Source organism: Clostridium sp. FP1 (genome assembly GCF_011065975.2).
In the GTDB taxonomy this organism is placed as follows: domain Bacteria; phylum Bacillota; class Clostridia; order Clostridiales; family Clostridiaceae; genus Clostridium_AD; species Clostridium_AD tagluense.
In genome coordinates this window covers 4,050,300-4,073,913 of the sequence record NZ_JAAMNJ020000001.1, presented here as the reverse complement: position 1 = coordinate 4,073,913, position 23,614 = coordinate 4,050,300, and the positions used below count along the sequence as shown (strand labels likewise).

Genomic DNA, 23,614 nt, shown 5'->3' with positions numbered 1-23,614 from the left:
ATATTAGTGAAAAATGACTTTTTATTTTTTGAAAAAAATCATTAATCTTAAAAATTTTCTTATTACTAAATCGTCATTAAAAATTGAATAGCATTTATTCAAGAATATATTTAGAATTTTAATATAAAAAAGTTTAAAATACACTGGTATGACAACAATATCTAAGAGGATGCTTTTAAGTATTTTGAAAATATATGATTGCAAATATATGTTAAATTAACAAAACAAAAAAATAAAATGAAAAAAAATCATTATTGCTTGCAATTTTCAGAAGAATTTGATAATATACTAATAATATATTAATAATTCATAAATTATTAATATATTATTAAAAAATACACAAGGGAGGTTTAAGTATGGCTAAAGAACGAGAAGAGTGGGGATCTAAAATTGGAATGATTCTAGCAATGGCAGGGAATTCAGTTGGTCTTGGTAATTTTTGGAGATTTCCGTATCAAGCTGCAAAAAACGGTGGCGGCGCTTTTATGATTCCTTATGTAGGCGCTCTTATTTTAATAGGAATTCCGTTAATGCTCGTAGAATGGATGATGGGAAGACTTGGTGGAAGGTATGGACATGGAACTGTAGGTTTTATGATTTATATTCAATCAAGAGACAAGATTAAACCGAGAAAGGCAATTATTTTAGGCTCAATATGTGGAATGATAGTTATTGGAGTCACATTATTAGTAAATTCATACTATAATCACTTGATAGGATGGACACTAGGCTACGCATTTTTATCTGCCACTGGTGGATACTTAGATAAGGCTGTAAGCACAGGGCAATTTTTTACGAACTATATACAAAATCCCGTTTATGTATTTACTTTCTGGATTATTAGTTTAACAATTTTAGGCCTGGCAGTTACAAGAGGGATTGAAAAAGGTATAGAATCTTGGGCAAAAATAATGATGCCTACTTTATATATATTTGGATTTATATTAATTTATAAAACATTAACTATAGGATCACCAGTTAACCCAGATTGGTCTGCTATAAAGGGACTAGATTATCTTTGGACTCCAAGATGGGGAGATTTGAGTTTTAAAGGAGCACTTGCAGCAGCAGGTCAAATTTTCTTTACGCTATCATTAGGTATGGGAATAATTCAAAACTACGCTTCTTATTTAAAGAAGGATGATGATATTGTAGCTTCAGCAATGACAACAGTATCCTTAAATGAATTTGCAGAAGTAATCCTGGGCGGAAGTATTGCTATACCAATTACTTATGCTTTCATGGGTGTAAAAGGTTTATCATCAGGAGTGGGACTATCTTTTATATCCCTACCTAATATTTTTAGAGTTATGGATGGTGGTAGATTAATGGGGACACTATGGTTTATGTTATTATTCTTTGCTGGATTTACATCAGCTATTGCTATGTATAATTACTTAGTAACAATATTAGAAGAGGGTATGGGCATGGCAAAGAAGAAGGCCGCTTTAATGGTTTTCGTAGGATATATAATAGTTGGACTTCCAGTTGCTTTAGAACCAATAATTACCAAAACAGCTGAGCTTGCTTATTTTACAGAGCTTGATAACTGGGTTGGTACTTATTTACTGGTTGTAATGGGTCTTATAGAAATAATTGTAGCTGGTTGGCTTATGAAGGAAAGTCCTTTGGACGAGATGAATCGTGGATCTTACTGGCAAGCACCAAAATGGATGTATAGTGTTATGATTAAATTTGTAACTCCAGCAGTAATAATAGTTATTTTATTTGGATCAACTGTATCATATTTTAAAGAAGGATATTTTAAATTTGTACCAAGTTTTGTAGAAAAAACACCAGTATTAATCCCCTGGGTAAATGGTGCAAGGATAGTTTTAATTGTGGTATTTATAATAGGATTTATTGGAACTTACAGAAGTTTAAAAGCTATTTATGGTGAGGAGATTGTACAAAACAAGGTTCTAATTAGAAAGTAATAATTATTGTGTATTTAAGAGAAATATAAGGAGGGATAACAATTATTAATTGTTATCTACTCCCCCAAAATATAAGGAGGAAGAAATATGAGTGGTCAAGCATTAGCTTTTATGTTAGTAATGTGGGGCAGTATAGTCGGGTTATCATTCATGAGTTTAAGAGTAGTATTAAAGAATCAATAAGAAAAGAGTGAGGATGTATGAATATCGATGAAGCTATAACCATGAGAAAAATTACTTTTTATTTTACACTTTTATGTGCATTGTTTTTAATGTTATCTTCACAATTTACTGGATTTCTAATGCCTTTATTATTTATTCTCCCAATATTTATGGGGCTTATAGGGATGAAGAGAAGAAGGAAAAGTGGGTATCTAATAGCCATGGCAATAGTTCCATTAGCGTTTGCTATTTCAGTGCTATGGATACGATATTCTATACATGTTTTTTCTGATAGAGGTAACCAAATTGCTCAAGTGAGTGCACAATATAATATATCAGCTACTAAAGCTGGAGCATTTACACTAATCTTTTTCTTATTAAGTATTCTAATGATTAGTTTGTCGGTAATAGTGTTTGTAAAATTGCGTAGACATAAAGAACTTTTCACATAAGATATGAAAAAAATAGACTATATACTTGCTAAAAACGCTGAGATTTTGTTTCAGCGTTTTTAGTTTGGACTAAAAATTTCTGTCATTCATGCTATAGTAAGCAATTTACTTAAAGTATATATATGATATAATGTATTTAAAGTGCGAGCTGCGAAACAGCACGCAAATGCGTGATGTTTCCTCTTGAAATGGAAGTAATTCTATTTTCATTAGTAAGTTATTAACATATAGTAGGGAAACCCTATCAGGAAAGGTCTAACCAGCCACCTGTACCTAGTCCTTGGAGTCGAAATGCTAACATTAGATTTAAGCGTAGGGCGGGGAGCAAACGTAGAAAATTTGGTAAAACAAATGAAAAGCGGAAGCTATAAGCCTGAACCTATAAGGAGAGTGTATATCCCAAAGGATGGAAGCGACAAAATGAGACCGTTTGGTATATCATGCTATGAAGATAAATTAGTTGAGAATAATATATCACAGATATTGACTATGATATATGAGCCAAAGTTCTTTAATGAATCCTTTGGATTCAGACCAAATAGAAATTGTCATCAAGCGGCCAAAGAAATCATAGAAAATGTGCAGTACCATAAAGTGAGCAAGGCACCCCTCAAGGAAATGGGGCTTCACCGATTCTTGCAAATATATATATTTGCATTACGTACTGGATTATTGGTTTCATGTTAAAGTTAAACACCAGTGTAGTGGTGAAGCATATTTAGTAAGATATTGTGATGATTTTGTATGTTGCTTTCAAAACAAATGGGAAGCAGAAGAGCTTTATCAAAAGCTAATAGAAAGATTCAAGAAATTTGGATTAGAACTTGCTTTAGAGAAAACAAAGATATTGGAATTCGGGAGGTTTGCCAGGCAAAACAGGGCGAAACGAGGATTGTGCAAACCCGAAACTTTCGATTTTCTAGGATTTACATTTTACTGTAGTTTAAATGGTGATAAGCGATTCTTTCGTTGTAAGGTTAAGACTAGTAAGAAGAAATTTCGAAGCAAAGTCAAGACAATGAAGGAATGGGTTAAGAATAATCGAATAATGCCTTTAGGTGAATTGTTTAAGAAAATTAATCAGAAACTTAGGGGACACTATCAGTATTATGGAGTTACGGATAATACAAGAGGTGTGAAAAGTTATCAAAATGTAGTCAAGTGGTTACTGTTTAAATGGCTTAATAGAAGAAGTCAAAGAAGAAGTTACACAATTGATACAATCTATAATGGTTTGCTTAAGACTTTTCCATTACTAGAACCAATAATAAATGTAAGCTTATTCTATAGATGATTGAAATATGAGGTGAAGAGCCGTATGCCTTAGTAGGGCACGTACGGTTCCGTCGAGGAGCATGGGTGGTAACACCTGTGTTTACTTAAGAACAAGCCAGGAAGGGTGAGATATCATAAAAAGTTCACGAAAAACATGGTATATGGTTTTATTATTGTCCATTCCAATATTTTTAGTATCTTGCAAAAGTAATGCTAAACCCGTTGAAAAAGAGACCTATATGATGGGGACAATTGTTCAATTAAAGGTTTATGGTAAAAATTCAGAAAAAGCAACAGAGCTAGCTTTAAAAAGAATTAGTGACATAGAAAGCAAAATGTCTGTTAATATTAAATCTTCTGAAATTACAAAATTAAATGCTAAGGCAGGGGTTTCAGGTGAAAAGCTTAGTAAGGATACTTATTCCGTAATAGAAAAAGCGGTTAAGTATAGTAAGTTAACAGGTGGCTCACTTGATGTATCAATAGAACCAATTGTAAAACTGTGGGGCATAGGTACAGATAAGGCCAGGGTTCCTTCCAAAAGTGAAATCGAGGAAAAGTTAAAGTTAGTCGACTATAAGGATATTATTCTAGATAGTAAGAATTCTACAGTACAGTTAAGGCGAACTGGGCAAGCTATAGATTTGGGTGCTATAGCAAAAGGCTATACAGCTGATGAGATAAAGAAAGTTTTAATTGATAATAAGGTTAACAGTGCACTTATAAATTTAGGTGGCAATGTTTTTGCTGTAGGAAGTAAACCAGATGGAACTAGCTGGAATATAGGGATACAGAATCCATTGGATACACGGGGACAATACTTAGGAACAATTAGTGTTACTGATAAATCTATGGTTACATCAGGAAACTATGAAAGATATTTTATTGTGGACGGCAAGCGTTACCATCACATATTTGACCCGAAAACTGGATACCCATCAGAGGCTGGTCTTATAAGTGCAACCATAGTATCAGATAACTCAATAGATGGAGATGCACTATCTACTAGTACATATATATTGGGACTCTCAAAGGGAATTAAATTGATAGAGTCTATTAAAGGCGTAGAAGCTATTTTTGTTACCTCAGATAAAAAAGTATATGTTACAGCAGGTCTTAAAGATAGTTTTAATTTAACGAATAAGGAGTTTACTTATGAAGAAAGGTGATAAAATAGTTGGGATAGTACTTTTATTTATTGTAGTAATAGCAGTAGGCGTAGTTTCAATATATAAAACTTCAATTAAGGGGTCGGAAAATATTGCAGTTATTAAACGTGAAGGCAAGGTTATTAAAACTATTGATTTGAGTAAGATAGTTAAGCCAGAAGATTTTACTTTTAAGACAGCAAATGGCCATTTTAATACTATATCAGTTAAACATAATAGTATTAGTATTAAAGATGCAGATTGCCCACATAAAGAGTGTGTTAAAAGTGGATGGATTTCAAAACCAGGTGAGATGATTGTATGTTTACCTTTTAAACTTATAATTAATATTAATGGACAAAGCAATAACAGTATTGATGCTGGGACATTCTAAAATCAAAAACATGCAGGTGATAAGGTGAAAAAGACTAAAAAAATGGTTTTACTTAGTATACTCGTGGCAATAGCCTTGGTTATTTATTTAATTGAGGCTCAAATTCCAGTGCTATTTCCAGGGATAAAATTAGGACTTGCTAATTCTATATCCTTAGTTGCATTAATTTTATTTGGCTGGAAGGAAGCAATTTTAATAATGATTCTAAGAACTGTGCTAGGTTCTATTTTTGGAGGTGGGTTATCAGCGCTTTTATTCAGTATTGCTGGTGGATTACTTAGTAATATAGTAATGATATTACTATATAAGTATCTTAAGAATTCCTTAAGCCTAGCTACAATTAGTGTATGTGGTGCTATTTTTCATAATGTAGGGCAATTACTGGTAGCCGCCTTTATAATTAAAGATTTGAGAATATATTTGTATTTACCGGTATTACTAGTTTCAGCTATTATTACAGGGTATTTTATTGGAACTTTAGCTAGCGTATTGAAAAATAGATTAGAAAAAATATTAACACTAAAATAAAAAGGATAGGAAATTTCCCCTACGTGCCTTGCATAAGAACTCCAAACTAGAAATTCCATTAACAAATTCTAATCTTTTGCCAATATAAAATTCTCTAGCGCTCACACTCGCCGTCCTGGCTCGGGTTCGCTAGCCTGCCGTCCTGGCAGGCTTACGAGAATTTCATATCTGCAAAAGACGAATTTGTAAATGGAATTTCAATAGCTTGCTCGTTTCTTATTGCAAGTCATTGCGGGGAAATTTTCTATCCTATTATTATTGCTAAAAGGGAAGCACACAAAAAAAGGTACTAAGATTTAATTATAATCTTAGTACCTTTTTTATTTTTTGTTATTTACTTACTGCATCACTCATGGTTTCATGAGCTTTTAGAGGCTTTGAGATAGCTTTTGTTGGACACTTAGTAGCACATAGGCCACATTGTGTACATTTTTCAAAGTCTATTGTAGCTAAGTTATTAACCATAGTAATTGCTTCCGCTGGGCAAACTTTTACACACATGGTGCAAGCGATACATCCAACGCCGCAATTTTCTTTTACTGATTTACCTTTGGATTTTGAGTTGCATTCAACAAGTACTTCTTGAGTAGCAGGAACTAGCTCTATTAAATTCTTAGGGCAGACTTTAATACAGGCGCCACAAGCTACACAATTATCCTTATATACTACAGCTACACCATCTATGATGTGAAGAGCACTGAACTCACAAGCCCTTACACAGCTTGCAAAACCTAAACAACCATCTGAGCAAGCTTTAGGACCTTCACCAGGAGCAATAACTGCTTGGCGACAATCTCTTATTCCATCATACTCATATTTCTCTTTTGCAACGCCGCAAGTTCCTTTACATTTAACAAAGGCAACTTGAGGATTAGCAGTTTCAACACTTAAACCAAGTATTTCTCCTATTTTTTCGGCAACAGAAGCTCCACCTACTGAACATAAATTTAGTGGTGTATCTCCCTCAACTACGGCTGCTGCATAAGCATCACAACCAGCAAATCCGCATGCACCGCAATTTGCGCTAGGTAATGCTTCTCTAACTAGTGGTACTTTAGGATCAACTGGTACATGGAATTTTTTATTAGCATAACCAAGTACTACTCCAAATACAAGTCCCATACCACCAATACTTATTATTGGGTAAATTAAATTGTTAACATCCATTTAAATACCCCCCAATTTTAAGCCGCTAAAGCCTAAAAATGCAATAGCCATAAGGCCAGCTGTAACTAGTGAAATAGGAAGACCTCTAAAGCATAATGGCATATTGTCACTCTCTTCCATTCGTTCTCTTAAACCAGAAAGAAGTACAATAGCAAGCATATATCCAAGAGCAGCTCCAAGAGCATTGACCATGGATTCTATTAGGTTATATTTTTCACCTATATTTATAACTGCCATACCAAGAAGTGCGCAGTTAGTTGTTATTAATGGAAGATATATTCCAAGTGCTTTATAGAGACTTGGTTGAGTCTTTTTAATAACCATCTCAACAAATTGCACTAGTGCTGCAATAACTAGAACAAATGCTAATGTTGATAAATAGGTTATGTTTAAAGGAGCTAAAATCCAGTTATAGACTCCATAGGTCATAAATGAAGCTATGAACATAACAAACACTACTGCCAGGCCCATACCCTTTGCAGTCTCAGTCTTTTTAGAAACTCCAAGGAAAGAACATACTCCAAGGAATTTAACTAATAAGAAGTTATTAATTAAAAATGCACTTATAAAAATTGAAAAAAGTTTCATTTCCATCCACCTTTCTTAATAAAGTTAAATAAAATTATTTTTTGCAACTATGAGCACAAGACCCACACCCAGTACACTCACCCGTCTCTGGATTAATTTCATGAAAATGTGCAATTTTATTATTAACTTTGTTTGTTTCATTTATTGCCTTTTGATTTAATAGAGCCATTATAATTCCAAGGGTAATAAAAGCTCCAGGTGCTAAAATCATAATTATAGCAGGTTCAAAGGAGGTTCCAAACAATTTTAATCCGTATATTGAACCAGCTCCTAGTAATTCTCTTATAGCACCTACAATTACTAATGCTACTGTAAAACCAAGTCCCATTCCTATAGCATCAAAAACTGAAGGAAGTACTTTGTTTTTTGAAGCATAAGCTTCAGCTCTTCCAAGAATTACACAGTTAACAACTATAAGTGGAATAAAAATTCCTAGTGACTTATATAGAGAAGGAACAAAACCTTGTAATAAAAACTGTATCAATGTAACGAAAGCAGCAATTATTGTAATATAAGCAGGTATACGAACCTTATCTGGAATTACTTTTCTTAGTACGGATATAAAAAGATTAGAACCAATTAACACTGCTGTAGATGCTAGTCCCATACCTATAGCATTTTCTACGCTGGTGGTAACAGCTAAGGTAGGGCAGGTAGCTAGCACTTGTACAAATAATGGATTTTCCGTTACTATACCATTTTTTAATCTTTCAGAAAATGTGCTCATTATTTTTTTTCTCCTTTCAATGAAGAGTTGTAAAAATTAACAGCATCGTTAACGCCAAGCGTTACAGCCTTCGATGTAATAGTGGCACCTGTAATAGCTTGTATTTGAGTATCCTTTGAAGGAATAGTTTTTACAACTTCTAATTTTTCTTTTGTAGGTTTATTTTTATATTGATCTGAAAACTTAGGTTGTGGAGCATTAGCACCAAGACCAGGAGTTTCAGCGTGGGATAAAATTTTAATTCCAGTAACTTTTCCTTCGGTTGATATTCCAACCATTATTTCTACAGGGCCAGCATATCCTTTTGGTGAAACTTTTATAGCATATCCAGCTATTTCAGTACCTTTAAGGCCTGCATTAACCTCAGAAACTTTTTCATTACCCTCAATTTTTACATCTGCTTTTTCAAACTTATCAGCAGTGGGTAGTATTGCTTTCATAGCGGCTTGTTTATCAGCTTCAATGGAGGCAGCGATAGGTGCTTTAGTTATTTCATAGGCACCACCTAGTAAGAATCCTGCAACACCTGTAATTAAAAGTAAAATTAGACCTAATTTTATATTCTCTTTCAATTATTTCACCTCCCCAAAAATACGTGGAGCAGTAAACTTATCTATGAATGGAACAAATAAGCTCATTATTAATATAGAATAGGATACTCCTTCAGCATAACCACCATATAAACGTATGATTGTGGTTAAAAGTCCACAACCAACTCCAAATATAAGTTGTCCTTTTTTTGTCATGGGTGAAGTTGTATAATCTGTTGCCATAAAGAAAGCACCGAGCATTAAGCCACCAGCACAAATTTCATATAATGCATCTGCATTCATGAATCCACCTCTACCTAATATAAGAGTTAAAATAAATACTGAGCCAATATATGAAACTGGTGTATGCCAACTTATTACTTTTTTATATAGTAGGTAAGCTGCGCCAATTAGCAATGCAAGTACAGAGGTTTCACCAATACAACCACCTACATTACCAATAAAAATGTTCATTAGACTAGGTAATTGACCTTCACCGCTTTTAAGTATTGCAAGTGCAGTCGCAGATGAAACACCATCAACAGTAAAATTAGTCATATGAACTGGCCAAGAAGCAAGTAAAAATGCTCTAGCAGCCAAAGCGGGATTCATTATATTTTGTCCAATTCCGCCGAAAAATTGTTTTACAATAATTATTGCGAAAAAACCTCCAATTGCAGGAAGCCAAAGTGGAACAGCAGCTGGCAAGTTAAAAGCTATTAATAAACCAGTTACAACAGCACTAAGGTCACCAATTGTAACTTTTCTGTGAGCAAGCTTTTGCCATAGTGCTTCTGCTGCAACACATGATAGCACAGATACCAATGTAACTAAAAATGCTTTCATTCCAAAAAAGTATATTCCAGCAAAGGTAGCAGGTATTAATGCTATTATTACGTCTCTCATTATACCCTGCACAGAATCATTTGATTTTATGTGTGGGGATGAAGATACTGTATACATATAATTCACCTCTATCTATTTTTTTCTTCTATTAATATTTATTGTTCGTTTGCCTTCACGGCAAGTTTGAGTTAAATGACGTTTAGCGGGGCATACATAAGAGCAACAAGCACACTCAATACAATCCATTCCATGATATTCTTCAAAGACCTCATATTCTCCTCTTAAAACTAAAGAGTTAAGTTTTGTAGGGTTTAAAAACATAGGACAGACACTCATGCATTTTCCACATCTTATACAACTAGATTCTTGCTCTAATTTAGCTTGATTTTTTGTTAAACAAAGAATCCCTGAGGTTCCTTTTATTACAGGAACATCTAAAGAGCTTAGGGTTGTTCCCATCATAGGTCCACCTGAAATTACTTTAACAGGGTCCTCTTTGAATCCACCAGCAGCTTCGATAACTTCACTCATAGAAGTTCCAAATTTAACTCTTAAATTTAAAGGCTCTTTAATTGCTTCTCCAGTTACAGTTAAAACTCGTTCTATAAGGGGTTTGCCATTTACTACAGCGTTGAATATCTCAAACACTGTATCAACATTTTGAACTATGCAGGAAACATCAGCAGGAAGCTTTCCAGAAGATAACTCTCTACCAGTAATTGCATAAATCAATTGTTTTTCCGCGCCTTGAGGGTATTTTGTAAGCATCGAAGTAACTTCTACATTATTAATGTTTGCTGTGGCTTTTTTCATAGCCTCAATTGCATCAGGTTTATTAGTTTCTATTGCAATATATCCTTTTACACCAGGAAACATTTGAAGAATAATTTTTAATCCCTCAGCAATTTCATCTGTTTTTTCCAATAGCATTCTGTAATCACAAGTTAAATAAGGTTCGCATTCGGCAGCGTTTATTATAATGCTGTCGATGACTTTACCTTCCGGCGGATTAAGCTTAATATGTGTTGGAAAACCTGCGCCACCCATACCTACTATGCCGGCTTCTTTAATGATAGCCAATAGTTCATTTTTGGATAGCTTTTCATAATCACTGTGAGGAACCATAGTAAGTACTTCTTCGTAAATGTTATCGTTTTCTATAATAACTGAAGATACCATAGTTCCATTACTATGTAGTCTAGGGGTGACATCCAATACTATTCCAGATATGCTTGAATATATTGGTGCAGACACAAAAGCTTTGGATTCACCTATTTTTTGTCCGACGCATACTCTATCACCTTTTTTTACTAGTGGATCGCAAGGCGCTCCTATATGTTGTTGCATAGGAAATACTAAATTGCCTTTTGGAAGCAAATCTTGAATTGCTTTGTGCATACTTAAGTCTTTTTTGTCGCTAGGGTGAATACCTTTTTTGAAAGTCAAAAGTCCCATAATAAACCTCCTTGTAGTTCGTTTTGGACCTAGCAATTATAAATTGTTACGCCCTTGTATTTATAGGGTACATAACAATAATAAATCGATAGTTACCTTATACTTATTATTATATAACAAAATTATATAAAATAATGCAAAAATGATATGATTTTATTGTTAAAGTGTATTTAAAACGCACTTTAACATATATATTACACCATTTGTGAGTATAAAAGTATGCTTTTTAAGAAAAAAAATGAGGAAAATAAAGTTATATTATTCTGAAAATTCTAATTAATCTATATTAAATTGGTTTTTTTTCAATATATTATAATGAACAACAGGAGATTAATATGGTATACTTAAAATAGAAAAAACTATATTTACGAGAGTAAACAATTAAAAAGGTAAGGTGAATATGGAGAAGAATAGTTTAAATACTTTAGAGATACACAGTGTGAATTTGGACATGGATGAAGATATCATAAATAGTTTAAAAACGGAGATTTATAAAAGAAACAAATTCAAATATAATTCCAATGTTGTAGATATTCCAAATTATTTTTATAGATTTATAGGTATAAAAAACAGTGAGATTGATTACTATGATAATTTATATAAATTAGATAAAGAACTAAAAAGAATTGGAGCAGGTTATATTCGATTTAGTGAGGGATTAGATAAAGACATTAACATAAGATTTCAAAATGTATTGAATGATATTTGGTCAAAGGTAGGTAATGTGGAAAGTATAGATGTGCCTACAATTATAAATTTAATAAGTGATAATGGACTTTTTCCGGATTTACCTAATAAAGTTTTGCTAAGGCAAATTAAAAACAATTTGAAGGGGCTAATAGAATATTATATTAAGAGCAACGAGACAATGGACAATCAGGATATTAAACTTATAATAAATTATATGATTCATTGGATAAAAATTTATTCCAAAGAGCTATTCCAAAAATTTGACTATACGACTATCAATCCTAAAGTAGTATTTTATGGGCAAATTTCAAGAATAGAGGTTTTTTATTTGATTTTACTATCAACTTTGGGCTGTGATATTTTATATTTTAATCCTAAGGAGTCTGGAACCTTCCAGGAAATTGATAAATACAATGCTTTTTCTAAGGAAATTGTTTATAATTATAAAGAGGAAATAAAACCTTTTCCTACTGGCACGGAAGATAGGATTAAGACAAGTGCTTACAATGCTAAGGAAGAGCTTAATAAAACACTGTTTACAGATGATTCAGGGTTTTACAGACCTTGGCAATTTGTAGATTATAATTTGCAGGCGGTAACCCTTAATACTACCTATGAAGAAATATATATATGGATGAAGGAAAAAGCATATATAAGAGAAGGGTGGAAAGTTAAAGAATTAACTGTAGTCGTGCCTAATATGTTTTCAAAAGTATGTGGCACTCATGAGGATATTGATATTTATTGGAAGGAAATTAATGATGTGCTAACTCAAAAACATACAAAATTTTATAATGAACTACCTATAATGGATGTAGTTCATTTGGAATATGGGAAGTTTAATCTAATATATCCTAATAATGCTTTTTCAGAATTTAACATAGAGGAAATGATTAATTCATCTTGGTGGAAATATAAGGAGTTAAGATTTGGACTTCAAAAAAATATGGCTCAGAAAATTAAAGAACTGTGCTTAAGTCCTGTAATAATAAATGTTGAACAGGAAGATTTAAGGGATTTGCAAGTGGATATTTTCTCAGTACTTATAAATCTAGATGGAGGAGTACTTGAATTATTGCAATCCTATGATTACCCAGAGGAAGTTCCTAAAATTATAGTTTATAATAATGAAGAAAATGGAAATCTATCTTTTGAAGACTGCATAATGCTTACCTTTATGAATTCTATGGGAATAGATATAATCATATACAACCCATCGGGATACAACGACATAGAGAATTTTATTTATCCACAGAAATACGATATTCACAGATTAGAAAATGTGAGCTTTGAATTGCCCTTTAAAAAATATGTGGAAAAGAAAAAAGGTTTTTTTGAAAAGTTTTTCCGCAGCTAATATTTAAAGTAGTTAAGATTGGAAAGTTAATTTTGATTTTTATGCTAGGGCATAAAAATTTGAAAATAAATCAGGAAAATAGATAAGAGGAGTGAAAAACATGGAAAACAGTAATGGAGTACTTATAATCAAAGACGAGAACATTGAAAATGCGGATATACAGAAAAAGGCTATTAGCATAAATAATCAGCTTAAAGTCTCACCACAAGTGATGCAAATTGCATCAAATTTAAATATTAAAGATGCAAATGCCATATTAGAATTTGGAAATGAACCAGCGCAGCAAATATCAAAATTTGCAGATCAAATATTAAACTCTATTAAAACCAGTAGTGTTGAAGATTCAGGTGTTATGATAAAGGAACTTACAAGTATAATGAAAAAGTTTGATAAACAAGATTTTGAAGAAAGCAAAACTAGTTTCCTTGGAAAGTTATTTAGTAAACCAGCTAAGGCCATAGATAAAATGATGGGTAAGTATAAAACTATTGGAGGAGAAATAGATAAAATTTATACCCAGCTTAGTGGATATAAGGTGGAAATAAATAACTCTAATTTAATGCTTGAAAACTTATATAATCAAAATTTTGAGTATTATGGTGAGTTAGAAAAATATATTGCAGCAGGAAATATGATTGTTGAAAAAAGTGAAAGTGGAGATCTTCCTAAACTTGAATCTCTAGCAAATAATGGAGAACAAATAAATATAATTAATTACGAAAATTTTAAAGCTACCCTTGAAATGTTAAAACAGAGAATTTATGATTTGGAAATGGCTAAAATGGTATCATTACAAACTGCACCTCAGATTAAAATGATTCAAAGGGGAAATTATAAATTGATATCTAAGGTGCATTCAGCGTTTATCATAACTATACCTGTATTTAAAAATGGAATAATTCAAGCCATTGCATTAAAAAAACAAAAACTAGTAGCGGATTCACTAGCAGAGCTGGATAGAACTACTAATGAGTTATTAATGAAAAATGCAGAAAATATAAGAAGTCAAAGTGTGGATATAGCAAAACTCTCTGGAGGCACCAGCGTAAAAATTGAAACTTTAGAGAAAACTTGGAATACAATTATGCAAGGTATTGAAGAAACAAGGAGCATTGAAGATGAAAATAAGAGGTTAAGAGAAGCTGGAATAGTTAAACTACATGAGATGACAGAAAAACTAAAGCAGAAATCAATAAGATAGTAGTTTTATGAATTATAATAAGTTAGAAAAACAAAATAAAGGATTTAGACACATTCAAAGAAATAACAAGTCAAATAGTCTAACCTATTGACTTGTTATTTCTTTGAATGTGTCTAATAGGTGATTATATGGATATATTTGAATTACAAGCGGAAAAAAAATTATTAAAAGATGCACCACTTTCGGAAAGATTAAAGCCAGGAAAATTAGAAGATTATGTAGGGCAAGAGCATATCTTGGGCAAGGGAAAACTTTTGCACCGGGCGATTATTGCTGATAAAATAACCTCATTAATACTTTATGGTCCACCAGGTACAGGCAAAACTAGCTTGGCTAAAGTTATTGCAAATACAACAAAATCTAATTTTGTTAGACTTAATGCAGTTACAGATGGGCTAAAAGAATTAAGAGAAGTGGTGGCTACGGCAAAGAATGATTTAGGAATGTACGATATTAAAACTATCTTATTTATAGATGAAATTCATAGATTTAATAAAGCTCAACAGGATGCATTATTACCCTATGTGGAGAAGGGTACAATAGTATTAATTGGGGCAACCACAGAAAATCCATATTTTGAAGTTAATAATGCATTAATTTCTAGGTCTATGTTATTTAAACTAGAACCCCTGGAAGAAAAACATATTCAAAAGATTATTATGCGTGCACTAAAAGACAAAGAAGTAGGATTTGGAAATGCTAATATTTGTATGGATAGTGTTGCTGTGGATTATCTTGCAAATATGGCAAATGGAGATGCTAGGCGCGCACTTAATGCCTTGGAATTATCAATACTCACTACCGATAGAGATGAGCAAGGCAGAATAAACATAACCATAGAAGTCGCTCAGGAATGTCTCCAAAAAAAACATATAAAATATGATAAAAATAGAGATGAACATTACGATGTGGTTTCTGCCTTTATTAAAAGCATGAGAGGCTCTGATCCTGATGCTGCGATTCATTATCTTTCTAGAATGATATATGCTGGAGAAGATCCTAAATTTATCGCTAGGAGAATTGTAATAGCGGCAGCGGAAGATGTTGGAAATGCAGATCCTATTGCGCTACTTGTAGCGAACAATGCAGCACAGGCGGTTCAGTTTGTAGGGATGCCAGAAGCAAGAATTATTTTATCACAAGCTGCAATATATATAGCCAGTGCTCCTAAAAGCAATGCATCTTATATGGCAATTAATAAAGCACTTAAAGATGTAGAAGAAAAAAATATAGGCGGTGTACCACCTTACTTAAGGGATCAAAGTTATAGTGGCGCAAAGAAATTAGGGCATGGGGTAGGATATTTATATCCTCACGATTATGAAGGAAACTATGTGAAGCAGCAATATTTGCCTGATGAACTAATTGGTACAGTATATTATGAGGCTCTTGATAATGGATATGAGAAGAAAATTAAAGAGCGACTTAAGGCATTAAAAAATAAAGAGAAATAAGGCATTAAAAAAAAGTAGGAGTAAAACTCCTACTTTTTATTTGAAAATATTTTTTTTACAATAGTTAAAATATCTACTATGTATACTAAATATTTTTCAATAGATTCGGTTGCTCCAAGAGCAGTGGCAGTTGTCTGCACTACTACTTCAGTAACATCTTTTATATTGTCAGTTACTTCATATAAATTTCTAAAGGTTTTTGGTAGAAATTCTAATATTTCACCAATACTACCTTCATTGCTTTTGATGATTGAATTTACGCTTGATATAGTTTTAATAAGTTTTAGAAGTCCTATTATAAGTATAATTAAAATGACTATACCAAGAAAAATTAACATGCCTTGTCCTAATTTAAAAAAGTCTACATACATTAATAGCACCACTATTCTTTAAAATTTTAGTTATTTTTTAGTATCGTTTTCAACTACATCAGTTTGTCCTAAAATGGAATTTAAGTCTTCATTATCAGGGGAAGCTAGGTTATCCACTGTTTCAAAAACTGCGTTTGCTGTCTTTTTTTCATTTAGATATTGAGAAACTTTAACTTTAGCGTCTGTTACATTATCTTTAGCATCACAAACTTTATTGTTTATAGCGTCCTTAAGTTCTGTACTTTTTTGTTTGATTTTGACTTTAGCATCTGTTACATTATCATTAATAGTTCCTTTAAGTTCTATAGTTTTTTCTTTAATATTGTTTGTAATCTCTTTTGATGAGTTAGCAATATCTTCTCTATTTTCTTTACCGGATTTAGGGGAAAAAAGTAGACCACCTAATAAACCACTTACACTACCAGCTGCAGTTCCAATAAGTATTTTCTTTGCAGTTTGAATTTTTAATTTTCTTTGTTTTTCTTTTTTCTTTTTTTCATACCATTTTGTAAGTATCATAATTGTTGCCTCCTTTAAAGATAGAAAACTTTATACCATAATATAATAATATACTTTATCTAGTTTTTGTCAATCTATAAAGAAAAATGTAACAAAAATGTAACCTAAATGTAAAAAAAATACACTGCTAAGCATAAATTATTACAAAGTTGTATCAATTTTTTGTTATATTTGATAGAATACAAAAGGTATATTTGTGTATAAGTGGTTTTGGAAAATAAACTAGTAAGTATAAGTAGTTTGGTTTTAGTAGTGTAGTGTCCATAGAATGTGATGATAATTGAAGAAATTACTAGGGGGGAATTTATGATAAAATTATTATGGTATTTATATTTTTCGATATATTTGTGTATTTCATCTCTTAGCTTAATTAAGATAAAATACATACAAAAAAAATCACCTAATGATGCTGAAATACTTGCATATAAAGCATTGCAAAATATTGCAAAATTTGTTTTGAGGGTAACTAAGACTAGTATGGAAGTTAGTGGTACTGAAAATATACCAGTGGAGAATTGTGTTTTTATAGCAAATCATCAAGCTATTTTTGATGGGTTTGCATTGCTTGCTCATATTAATAAGCCTTTTGGGTTTGTTGCTAAGAAAGAGATAAAAAAAATACCATTGGTTAGTAGTTGGTTAAAAGCAATAGGATCAATTTATATAAATAGACAAAGTCCTAGAGAATCAATTAAAACTATTCAAGAAGGTGTGGAAAAGATAAACCAGGGATATTCTATGATGATTTTTCCGGAAGGCACAAGAAGTCTAAAATCTAAAATGAATTCATTTAAAAAAGGGAGTATGAAACTGGCAATAAAGTCTAGAGTTTGCATAGTACCAATAACCATAGATGGAACTTATAATGTTTTGGAAGTAGGCAGAAAAGTAATGGGAAACAAAATTAATATGGTTATACATAAACCTATTTATCTTAATTCATTAAGTAAGGAGGAACAGCAGAATTTAGGGGAATATGTACAAAATATAATAGAAGAAGAATTAAATAATATATGTAAATTGAAAAAGAGTAAGGATTAGTGCAAAACTAATTCCCCACTCTTTTTTTCTGTTATAAATTTATTTAGAATTAACCACCATTTGTGCAATATTATTTGAATGGTCTCCAACTCTTTCAAGATTAGTTAATAGCTCTAGATAAACAGAGCCACCAGCTGGCGTGCATTCAAGATTATTTAATCTAGTTATATGATCACTTTTAAATTGTTTTTCCATGTCGTCTATATTTTCTTCTACATCCATGGCTTTGTGAGCAGATTCCAAATCAGAATGTTCTAAAGCTGCTATTGCATTATCCACACAGTATTTTACAGTTTCGAACATATATGTAACATCAGATATTGCTTTTTCTGAAAAAGTGAGTTTACTATCCATTTTCAATCTAGCAAGCTCACCTAAGTTATCAGCATGATCTCCAATTCTCTCTATATCATTTACTACATGATATAATGAAGTAATGATTTCAGATTGATGTTCTGATAGGGGGGTATTTGAAAGGGATACCATATAACCAGTTATTTCTCTTTCAAGATAATTTATGGTAGCCTCATGCTCACTAACTGAGTTTATCAAATTTTCATCAGAATTTAAAAAGGCTCCCATTGAGTTAGAAAGATTTTCAGAGGCAAGTTTCCCCATTCTACTAACTTCCTTAATAACTTGTCCAACTGCTATAGCAGGAGTTTCGAGTAGGCGTGCATCTAAGTATTCCAGTACTAGAGCAGTTGATTTTTCATCCTCTCCAGGTACTAATTTATTAACAATTTTAACTAAGACACCTATAAACCAAACTTGAATAAATACATTTGATAAATTAAACAATGTGTGTGCGTTGGCAATTTGCCTTTGAATATCTCCACCAAACATTGGAACAATTTTTAATACTGGTCTGAAAGCTAGCATAAACATTATTGTGCCTGTAACGTTAAAAATCAAATGTATAAGTGCAGCTCTCTTAGCATTCTTAGTTGTTCCTATACTTGCAAGGAGGGCAGTAGCGCAAGTTCCGATATTATCTCCAAAAAGTATAGGAAGTGCAACGCCAAGTGTGATACTGCTATTTGCAGCAAGGGCCATTAGTATTCCAATAGTAGCACTACTACTTTGAACTGTTGCTGTCATACCAAGACCAACAAGAACTCCCATGAGTGGATGTTTCCCGAGTACTAGAATAAGGTTTTTAAAGCTATCTAGTTCGCTTAAAGGCCTCATAGAACTTTCCATCATTGTCATACCTACAAATAATATACCAAAACCTAAAACGATTTCGCCAATATCTCTAGTTTTTTTCTTCTTGCAAAACATAACTAAAACGGCACCTATGGCAAGAATGAATGGTGCTATATCTGTAAGTTTAAAGGCTATAAGTTGAGCTGTCATTGTAGTACCAATGTTTGCTCCCATAATAACCCCAGCAGCTTGGAATAAATTCATAAGCCCTGCATTTACAAAACCTACAGTCATTACTGTAGTTGCGCTACTACTTTGAATAATTGCAGTAACCCCTGCACCCACAAGTACAGCGAAAAATCTATTGCTAGTTAGAATTTCCAGCATTCTTTTTAATTTTTCTCCAGCAGCCTTCTGAAGACCATCCCCCATAAGCTTCATCCCGTATACAAATAGTCCTAAACCACCTAAAAGTTGAAAAATCATTTTATAATCCATATTAGCTCTCCTTTTAAAAAGAATATTTCTCATGTTTCCTATGAAATTTTATCACAGTAATGTTAAGTTAACGTTAAGTTTTTTATAGTTTATGTTAATTGTTTTACAATTTTGAACAATATTTTAAGAAACATTACAAAAGGTTAAATTCTGGTTAACTTTAAAATATAATGGTTAAGAATTATAAGAATAAAACATTACAAAAAAACCAATAAACAAGATAAAAGGCCATTAAAGGTAAAAAAATACAAAATACGACAGGAAATATTAACAAACTTTTGAGTAATTAATCCCCTTAAAAGTTTATTGAACTATATGGAAAAAATTAAGAATGGGGATTTTTCTGTTAGAATCAAAATTAAATCTAAATATGAAATGGGACAGCTCGCATCCGGGTTTAATGACATGATAGAAGATGTAGGCAATTTAATAAAAAGCGTACAAGTTGTCTCCGATGAAGTAAATTGATCTTCTGAGCAGGCATTAGAAGCGCAAAAGGCAGTAGAACTTACTGTAATGTTATCTGATAAAATTAATGCGCTTCAGCTTAACACAAGCAAAATGATATCAACTACATAAGAAGTACATAAAGTAAATTTAAAAGGTGTTGAAGCAGTAGGCGAATTAAAGGGGAAAAATGCTTTAAATGAGAAATCTATAGGAAATATTGAAACTGCTATACTAGCATTAGATAACAAAGCTAAAAATATAACAAGTATCCTAGGAACTATATCAGCAATAGCTCAGCAAACCAATTTATTAGCGCTAAATGCATCTATTAAATTACTCAAAATATAAAAGATTTTAGTAAGTTTGTTGATGAAGTAAACAGTGATAAAGATTCAATTGTTGATACAATAAACAATATATCTGCTGTATCAGAGCAAACAGTTGCAGCGTCACAAGAGGTAACAGCTTCAATGGAGCAGCAAGGCTTAGCAATACAAGAGGTATCAATTGCAGCTGAAAAACTCAATGAAGAAGTACTTAAACTTAATAGTGAAATTGAAAAATTCAAAATATAAATTACTAGCAAAACTAAGGATTTTTCAAGGGACAGTTAAAAACTATTTGATGTGATGTATTCAATGAAGTAATTAAATATAGCTTAAGCGAAAAGTCTATATATAGACTTTTCGATTTCTTAAAATTTCAATTAGTATTAATGCAAAAAAACCTCCAATAAGTGCAGTTATAAGCTGCGGTACACCCATTCCAATTACCAGTTTACTGGCTATTTTTGCAGGTATATTTAGCTGGAATAATGTGATAAGCTTTGATGCAGAAATCCATAAAAATATATATTTTATAAAAGCACCAATTATAATTCCTAAGTATTTGCCATATTTACCTCGTTTACTTACAATTACAAAGCTAAGAACAAACAATATGTTTCCAATAATTATAAAGGGGATAAATGGTCCAAAAGCGTTAGGAAGTTGTCCAGTTAAGAAAGCTAGTAGTGGAGTTAAGCAGCCTACTAATACTCCAAAAACACCTCCGCAAATTGCAGCTGTGAGTACAAGTATTGCATTAATAGCTGGTCCAACAAAAAATTGGCTTATTTGAGGTGCAGTTTTTCCTATTACCTGAAAAACTATAGCTAGGGCAAGAAAGAAGCTGGCTTTTATTAGTTTATTAATGTTTAAATTTTTCATGATATTTACTCCTATTCCTATTATTCTTATATAATAATACCATATTAATACATAATATTCAATAGAAGGGTTAGGACTTGTATAGTTATAAGTAATTCATATTGAATTTATTATTATGTACAGGGTCATGTATAAATAAATTATAAAAATTATATTTGTGTAACATTTGTTACCGACTTTACATCTTTATAAAAGTATACTAAAGGTAGTTCAAAAATAAGTATCAAATTGTTTATAGATCTATTAATTATTCAAATCAATAAATTTAAAATATATGGAAGACAATTATACAAAATTATTGTCATTCCGAAAAAATATTAGGAGGAATTTACAATGGGTATGTTTTGTTATCAATGTCAAGAGGCTTCAAAAGGAACAGGGTGTACATCGCGAGGAGTCTGTGGTAAAACGGATGAGCTAGCTAATATGCAGGATTTATTAATTTATGTTTTAAAAGGAATATCAATTTACGCTACAAGAGCAAGGAAACTAGGCGTGGAAAATCAGGAAATAAATAAATTTGTAGCAAATGGATTATTTATGACTATAACAAATGCAAATTTTGATAAAACTAGATTTATAGAGACAATCACAAAAGCATTAGAATTACGTGAAGTAATGAAGAGTGAACTATTAAATGCTGGTGGAATAATAGAGGGTAAAATGCCTGAATATGCAACATGGACAGGTAATACTTCAGAGTTTGAGAGTAAATCCATGAATGTTGGAGTACTTAAAACAGAAAATGAAGATGTAAGATCACTAAGGGAACTTGTAATTTATGGTATTAAAGGAATAGCAGCTTATACTGAACACGGATATAACTTAGGGTATGAGAATAACGATATATATGCATATATGCAAAAGGGGTTGGCACAAACCACTAATGATAGTCTATCTGTTGATGAATTGGTGGCATTGGTACTAGAGTGTGGTAAATATGGAGTAGATGCTATGGCACTACTAGATGAAGCTAATACTACTACTTATGGAAATCCTGAAATTTCAAAGGTGAACATCGGAGTTCGAAATAACCCTGCTATATTAATTAGTGGACATGATCTAAAAGATATGGAAGAACTATTAAAGCAAACAGAGGGAAGCGGAGTAGATGTATATACTCATAGCGAAATGTTACCAGCAAACTATTATCCAGCTTTCAAAAAGTATAGTAATCTTGTAGGTAATTACGGAAATGCATGGTGGAAACAAGACTCAGAGTTTGAAAGTTTTAATGGTCCAATACTCATGACAACAAACTGTATTACTCCTCCAAAAAATTCTTATAAGGATAGAGTTTATACTACAGGAGCAGCTGGATTTGATGGTATGAAGCATATACCAGATAGAGAAGACGGAAATGCAAAAGATTTTTCAGCTATAATTGAACATGCTAAAAAATGTAGTGCACCAATTGAAATTGAAAGAGGCGAAATAGTGGGAGGTTTTGCTCATAATCAAGTACTCGCACTAGCTGATAAAGTTGTAGACGCTGTTAAAACAGGAGCAATCAAAAGATTCTTTGTAATGGCTGGTTGCGATGGAAGAATGAAAGGTCGCGAATATTATACTGAATTTGCAAAGGAACTACCAAATGATACAGTTATTTTAACTGCCGGATGTGCAAAATATAGATACAATAAATTAGAACTTGGAGATATTGGCGGCATTCCTAGAGTTCTAGATGCAGGGCAATGTAATGATTCATATTCATTAGTTGTTATAGCAATGAAACTTCAAGAAGTATTTGGTCTAGATGATATAAATGAATTACCAATAACATACAATATCGCATGGTATGAGCAAAAGGCCGTAATAGTTCTATTAGCATTATTACACTTAGGCGTTAAAAATATCCACTTAGGACCAACATTACCGGCATTTCTGTCCCCAAATGTTGTTAATGTGTTAGTTGAGAACTTTGGAATAGCTGGAATAGGAACTGTAGAAGAAGATATAAAAATGTTTATGGCTTAAAAATTTTAAGGGGCGCTCTAATTAATTTAGGGTGCTCCCTCATAATTAGCTTTATGGCTTAATAATTTTACATAAGAATAACTTTTAAGGGTAAAATAATTATGAGGTGATTTTAATGGATAAAGAGTACTTAAAAGATTCTAAGGATATAGCATATGCTAATTTATCACAAGGAGAAACAGAAAAATTAAAAGAACTAGAGAGAACTTTTAATAATGAATTTCAATGTGATTATTATCTTATGGTGATGAAAGACCACAGCATAAAATCCTGACAAAAGTCAGGATTTTATTTAAATTATAGTAAACATTAGTGATTTAATATGTTTAAGTGTGAAACAGCTCATATGTATAAAAATTACTTATGAATAATAATTATGTTATATTATATATACAATGTTAAAATGATAATATGGTAATTTAAAGAAGAAAATTGTGATTTAAAGAGTATAGTTAACAAAAAACGACAGAATAAGGGCTAATATTTTAAA

At 32.0% G+C, this 23,614-nt stretch carries 24 protein-coding genes and 1 pseudogene; 15 read left to right on the top strand and 10 right to left on the bottom strand.

The features are described 5' to 3' along the window. Positions 1-356: 356 nt before the first annotated feature. The 7 genes from G9F70_RS19610 (at position 357) to G9F70_RS19580 (ending at position 5,896) form a co-directional block, all read left to right on the top strand. Positions 357-1,937, top strand: a complete 1,581-nt coding sequence (locus G9F70_RS19610) for a sodium-dependent transporter (RefSeq protein ID WP_164944655.1) — start codon at positions 357-359, stop codon at positions 1,935-1,937. A 200-nt stretch (positions 1,938-2,137) separates the two neighbouring features. Beyond that, positions 2,138-2,551, top strand: coding sequence for a hypothetical protein (locus G9F70_RS19605; protein ID WP_164944654.1), 414 nt, complete (start codon positions 2,138-2,140; stop codon positions 2,549-2,551). 291 nt (positions 2,552-2,842) lie between these two features. After that, positions 2,843-3,238, top strand: a complete 396-nt coding sequence (locus G9F70_RS19600; RefSeq protein ID WP_202882618.1) for a reverse transcriptase domain-containing protein — start codon at positions 2,843-2,845, stop codon at positions 3,236-3,238. After that, positions 3,204-3,845 carry a reverse transcriptase domain-containing protein gene (locus G9F70_RS19595; RefSeq protein ID WP_224617691.1) on the top strand — a complete coding sequence of 214 codons (642 nt, stop codon included), beginning with the start codon at positions 3,204-3,206 and terminating at the stop codon, positions 3,843-3,845. Before G9F70_RS19600 ends, G9F70_RS19595 begins: the two co-directional genes overlap by 35 nt. 142 nt (positions 3,846-3,987) lie before the next feature. Continuing rightward, positions 3,988-4,995, top strand: coding sequence for an FAD:protein FMN transferase (locus G9F70_RS19590; protein WP_164944653.1), 1,008 nt, complete (start codon positions 3,988-3,990; stop codon positions 4,993-4,995). Beyond that, the gene (locus G9F70_RS19585; protein ID WP_164944652.1) at positions 4,982-5,368 is read left to right on the top strand and encodes a NusG domain II-containing protein; all 387 of its coding nucleotides are present in this window, start codon (positions 4,982-4,984) and stop codon (positions 5,366-5,368) included. Before G9F70_RS19590 ends, G9F70_RS19585 begins: the two co-directional genes overlap by 14 nt. A 42-nt stretch (positions 5,369-5,410) precedes the next feature. Beyond that, positions 5,411-5,896 carry a Gx transporter family protein gene (locus tag G9F70_RS19580; RefSeq protein WP_164944727.1) on the top strand — a complete coding sequence of 162 codons (486 nt, stop codon included), beginning with the start codon at positions 5,411-5,413 and terminating at the stop codon, positions 5,894-5,896. 330 nt (positions 5,897-6,226) lie between these two features. Here G9F70_RS19580 and rnfB read toward each other — a convergent pair whose 3' ends face one another. The 6 genes from rnfB to rsxC are packed head-to-tail and all read right to left on the bottom strand — an operon-like array spanning position 6,227 to position 11,209. Next, positions 6,227-7,063: an RnfABCDGE type electron transport complex subunit B gene (rnfB, locus tag G9F70_RS19575; RefSeq protein WP_164944651.1), complete on the bottom strand. Its 837-nt coding sequence runs from the start codon at positions 7,061-7,063 to the stop codon at positions 6,227-6,229. After that, on the bottom strand, positions 7,064-7,651 hold the full coding sequence (gene rsxA, locus G9F70_RS19570) for an electron transport complex subunit RsxA (RefSeq protein ID WP_164944650.1): 588 nt from the start codon (positions 7,649-7,651) through the stop codon (positions 7,064-7,066). 34 nt (positions 7,652-7,685) lie between these two features. Further along, positions 7,686-8,378, bottom strand: a complete 693-nt coding sequence (locus tag G9F70_RS19565) for an RnfABCDGE type electron transport complex subunit E (protein ID WP_125002657.1) — start codon at positions 8,376-8,378, stop codon at positions 7,686-7,688. Further along, a complete protein-coding gene (locus G9F70_RS19560) occupies positions 8,378-8,950 on the bottom strand; it encodes an RnfABCDGE type electron transport complex subunit G (protein ID WP_164944649.1) in 573 nt (190 codons plus the stop codon). Before G9F70_RS19560 ends, G9F70_RS19565 begins: the two co-directional genes overlap by 1 nt. Then, the gene (locus G9F70_RS19555) at positions 8,951-9,871 is read right to left on the bottom strand and encodes an RnfABCDGE type electron transport complex subunit D (protein WP_164944648.1); all 921 of its coding nucleotides are present in this window, start codon (positions 9,869-9,871) and stop codon (positions 8,951-8,953) included. A gap of 15 nt (positions 9,872-9,886) precedes the next feature. After that, positions 9,887-11,209, bottom strand: coding sequence for an electron transport complex subunit RsxC (gene rsxC / locus G9F70_RS19550; RefSeq protein ID WP_164944647.1), 1,323 nt, complete (start codon positions 11,207-11,209; stop codon positions 9,887-9,889). 400 nt (positions 11,210-11,609) lie between these two features. Between rsxC and G9F70_RS19545 the strand changes: the two genes are divergently transcribed. The 3 genes from G9F70_RS19545 to G9F70_RS19535 all read left to right on the top strand — a co-directional run bounded on the left by G9F70_RS19545 (position 11,610) and on the right by G9F70_RS19535 (position 15,911). Next, positions 11,610-13,256 carry a YceG family protein gene (locus G9F70_RS19545; protein ID WP_164944646.1) on the top strand — a complete coding sequence of 549 codons (1,647 nt, stop codon included), beginning with the start codon at positions 11,610-11,612 and terminating at the stop codon, positions 13,254-13,256. Between the two features lie 100 nt (positions 13,257-13,356). Next, positions 13,357-14,457: a toxic anion resistance protein gene (locus G9F70_RS19540; protein ID WP_164944645.1), complete on the top strand. Its 1,101-nt coding sequence runs from the start codon at positions 13,357-13,359 to the stop codon at positions 14,455-14,457. 128 nt (positions 14,458-14,585) lie between these two features. After that, entirely contained in the window at positions 14,586-15,911 is a 1,326-nt protein-coding gene (locus G9F70_RS19535; RefSeq protein ID WP_164944644.1) for a replication-associated recombination protein A, read from the top strand. 29 nt (positions 15,912-15,940) lie between these two features. Here G9F70_RS19535 and G9F70_RS19530 read toward each other — a convergent pair whose 3' ends face one another. Both G9F70_RS19530 and G9F70_RS19525 read right to left on the bottom strand, forming a co-directional pair. Next, the gene (locus G9F70_RS19530) at positions 15,941-16,282 is read right to left on the bottom strand and encodes a hypothetical protein (RefSeq protein ID WP_164944643.1); all 342 of its coding nucleotides are present in this window, start codon (positions 16,280-16,282) and stop codon (positions 15,941-15,943) included. Between the two features lie 30 nt (positions 16,283-16,312). Beyond that, positions 16,313-16,801, bottom strand: a complete 489-nt coding sequence (locus G9F70_RS19525) for a YtxH domain-containing protein (protein ID WP_164944642.1) — start codon at positions 16,799-16,801, stop codon at positions 16,313-16,315. 306 nt (positions 16,802-17,107) lie between these two features. On the opposite strand from G9F70_RS19525, the gene G9F70_RS19520 reads away from it, so the two are divergent. Then, positions 17,108-17,842, top strand: coding sequence for a lysophospholipid acyltransferase family protein (locus G9F70_RS19520; protein ID WP_164944641.1), 735 nt, complete (start codon positions 17,108-17,110; stop codon positions 17,840-17,842). 39 nt (positions 17,843-17,881) lie between these two features. Here the strand turns inward: G9F70_RS19520 and G9F70_RS19515 are convergent, their stop codons facing one another. Continuing rightward, positions 17,882-19,489, bottom strand: a complete 1,608-nt coding sequence (locus G9F70_RS19515) for a Na/Pi cotransporter family protein (RefSeq protein ID WP_164944640.1) — start codon at positions 19,487-19,489, stop codon at positions 17,882-17,884. A gap of 285 nt (positions 19,490-19,774) precedes the next feature. Here G9F70_RS19515 and G9F70_RS19510 point away from each other — a divergent pair, with 285 nt between their 5' ends. Both G9F70_RS19510 and G9F70_RS27535 read left to right on the top strand, forming a co-directional pair. Continuing rightward, positions 19,775-19,957 carry a HAMP domain-containing protein gene (locus G9F70_RS19510; protein ID WP_224617874.1) on the top strand — a complete coding sequence of 61 codons (183 nt, stop codon included), beginning with the start codon at positions 19,775-19,777 and terminating at the stop codon, positions 19,955-19,957. A 180-nt stretch (positions 19,958-20,137) separates the two neighbouring features. Further along, positions 20,138-20,287: pseudogene (locus G9F70_RS27535) on the top strand (methyl-accepting chemotaxis protein); the annotation flags it as partial. Positions 20,288-20,610: 323 nt separating this feature from the next. Here the strand turns inward: G9F70_RS27535 and G9F70_RS19500 are convergent. After that, positions 20,611-21,147: an ECF transporter S component gene (locus G9F70_RS19500; protein WP_164944638.1), complete on the bottom strand. Its 537-nt coding sequence runs from the start codon at positions 21,145-21,147 to the stop codon at positions 20,611-20,613. 333 nt (positions 21,148-21,480) lie between these two features. Between G9F70_RS19500 and hcp the strand changes: the two genes are divergently transcribed. Both hcp and G9F70_RS19490 read left to right on the top strand, forming a co-directional pair. Then, the gene (gene hcp, locus G9F70_RS19495) at positions 21,481-23,124 is read left to right on the top strand and encodes a hydroxylamine reductase (protein ID WP_164944637.1); all 1,644 of its coding nucleotides are present in this window, start codon (positions 21,481-21,483) and stop codon (positions 23,122-23,124) included. Positions 23,125-23,239: 115 nt separating this feature from the next. Further along, positions 23,240-23,398: a polynucleotide phosphorylase gene (locus tag G9F70_RS19490; protein ID WP_164944636.1), complete on the top strand. Its 159-nt coding sequence runs from the start codon at positions 23,240-23,242 to the stop codon at positions 23,396-23,398. Positions 23,399-23,614 lie beyond the last annotated feature (216 nt).

Bases quoted from the DNA above. Each gene is read 5' to 3' on its own strand.
- G9F70_RS19490 (WP_164944636.1), top strand. From the start codon at position 23,240: ATGGATAAAGAGTACTTAAAAGATTCTAAGGATATAGCATATGCTAAT.
- G9F70_RS19500 (WP_164944638.1), bottom strand. From the start codon at position 21,147: ATGAAAAATTTAAACATTAATAAACTAATAAAAGCCAGCTTCTTTCTT.
- G9F70_RS19545 (WP_164944646.1), top strand. From the start codon at position 11,610: ATGGAGAAGAATAGTTTAAATACTTTAGAGATACACAGTGTGAATTTG.
- G9F70_RS19535 (WP_164944644.1), top strand. From the start codon at position 14,586: ATGGATATATTTGAATTACAAGCGGAAAAAAAATTATTAAAAGATGCA.
- G9F70_RS19520 (WP_164944641.1), top strand. From the start codon at position 17,108: ATGATAAAATTATTATGGTATTTATATTTTTCGATATATTTGTGTATT.
- rnfB (WP_164944651.1), bottom strand. From the start codon at position 7,063: ATGGATGTTAACAATTTAATTTACCCAATAATAAGTATTGGTGGTATG.
- G9F70_RS19555 (WP_164944648.1), bottom strand. From the start codon at position 9,871: ATGTATACAGTATCTTCATCCCCACACATAAAATCAAATGATTCTGTG.
- rsxC (WP_164944647.1), bottom strand. From the start codon at position 11,209: ATGGGACTTTTGACTTTCAAAAAAGGTATTCACCCTAGCGACAAAAAA.
- G9F70_RS19540 (WP_164944645.1), top strand. From the start codon at position 13,357: ATGGAAAACAGTAATGGAGTACTTATAATCAAAGACGAGAACATTGAA.
- rsxA (WP_164944650.1), bottom strand. From the start codon at position 7,651: ATGAAACTTTTTTCAATTTTTATAAGTGCATTTTTAATTAATAACTTC.
- G9F70_RS19610 (WP_164944655.1), top strand. From the start codon at position 357: ATGGCTAAAGAACGAGAAGAGTGGGGATCTAAAATTGGAATGATTCTA.
- G9F70_RS19515 (WP_164944640.1), bottom strand. From the start codon at position 19,489: ATGGATTATAAAATGATTTTTCAACTTTTAGGTGGTTTAGGACTATTT.
- G9F70_RS19600 (WP_202882618.1), top strand. From the start codon at position 2,843: ATGCTAACATTAGATTTAAGCGTAGGGCGGGGAGCAAACGTAGAAAAT.
- G9F70_RS19585 (WP_164944652.1), top strand. From the start codon at position 4,982: ATGAAGAAAGGTGATAAAATAGTTGGGATAGTACTTTTATTTATTGTA.
- G9F70_RS19565 (WP_125002657.1), bottom strand. From the start codon at position 8,378: ATGAGCACATTTTCTGAAAGATTAAAAAATGGTATAGTAACGGAAAAT.
- hcp (WP_164944637.1), top strand. From the start codon at position 21,481: ATGGGTATGTTTTGTTATCAATGTCAAGAGGCTTCAAAAGGAACAGGG.
- G9F70_RS19530 (WP_164944643.1), bottom strand. From the start codon at position 16,282: ATGTATGTAGACTTTTTTAAATTAGGACAAGGCATGTTAATTTTTCTT.
- G9F70_RS19590 (WP_164944653.1), top strand. From the start codon at position 3,988: ATGGTTTTATTATTGTCCATTCCAATATTTTTAGTATCTTGCAAAAGT.
- G9F70_RS19605 (WP_164944654.1), top strand. From the start codon at position 2,138: ATGAATATCGATGAAGCTATAACCATGAGAAAAATTACTTTTTATTTT.
- G9F70_RS19525 (WP_164944642.1), bottom strand. From the start codon at position 16,801: ATGATACTTACAAAATGGTATGAAAAAAAGAAAAAAGAAAAACAAAGA.
- G9F70_RS19580 (WP_164944727.1), top strand. From the start codon at position 5,411: ATGGTTTTACTTAGTATACTCGTGGCAATAGCCTTGGTTATTTATTTA.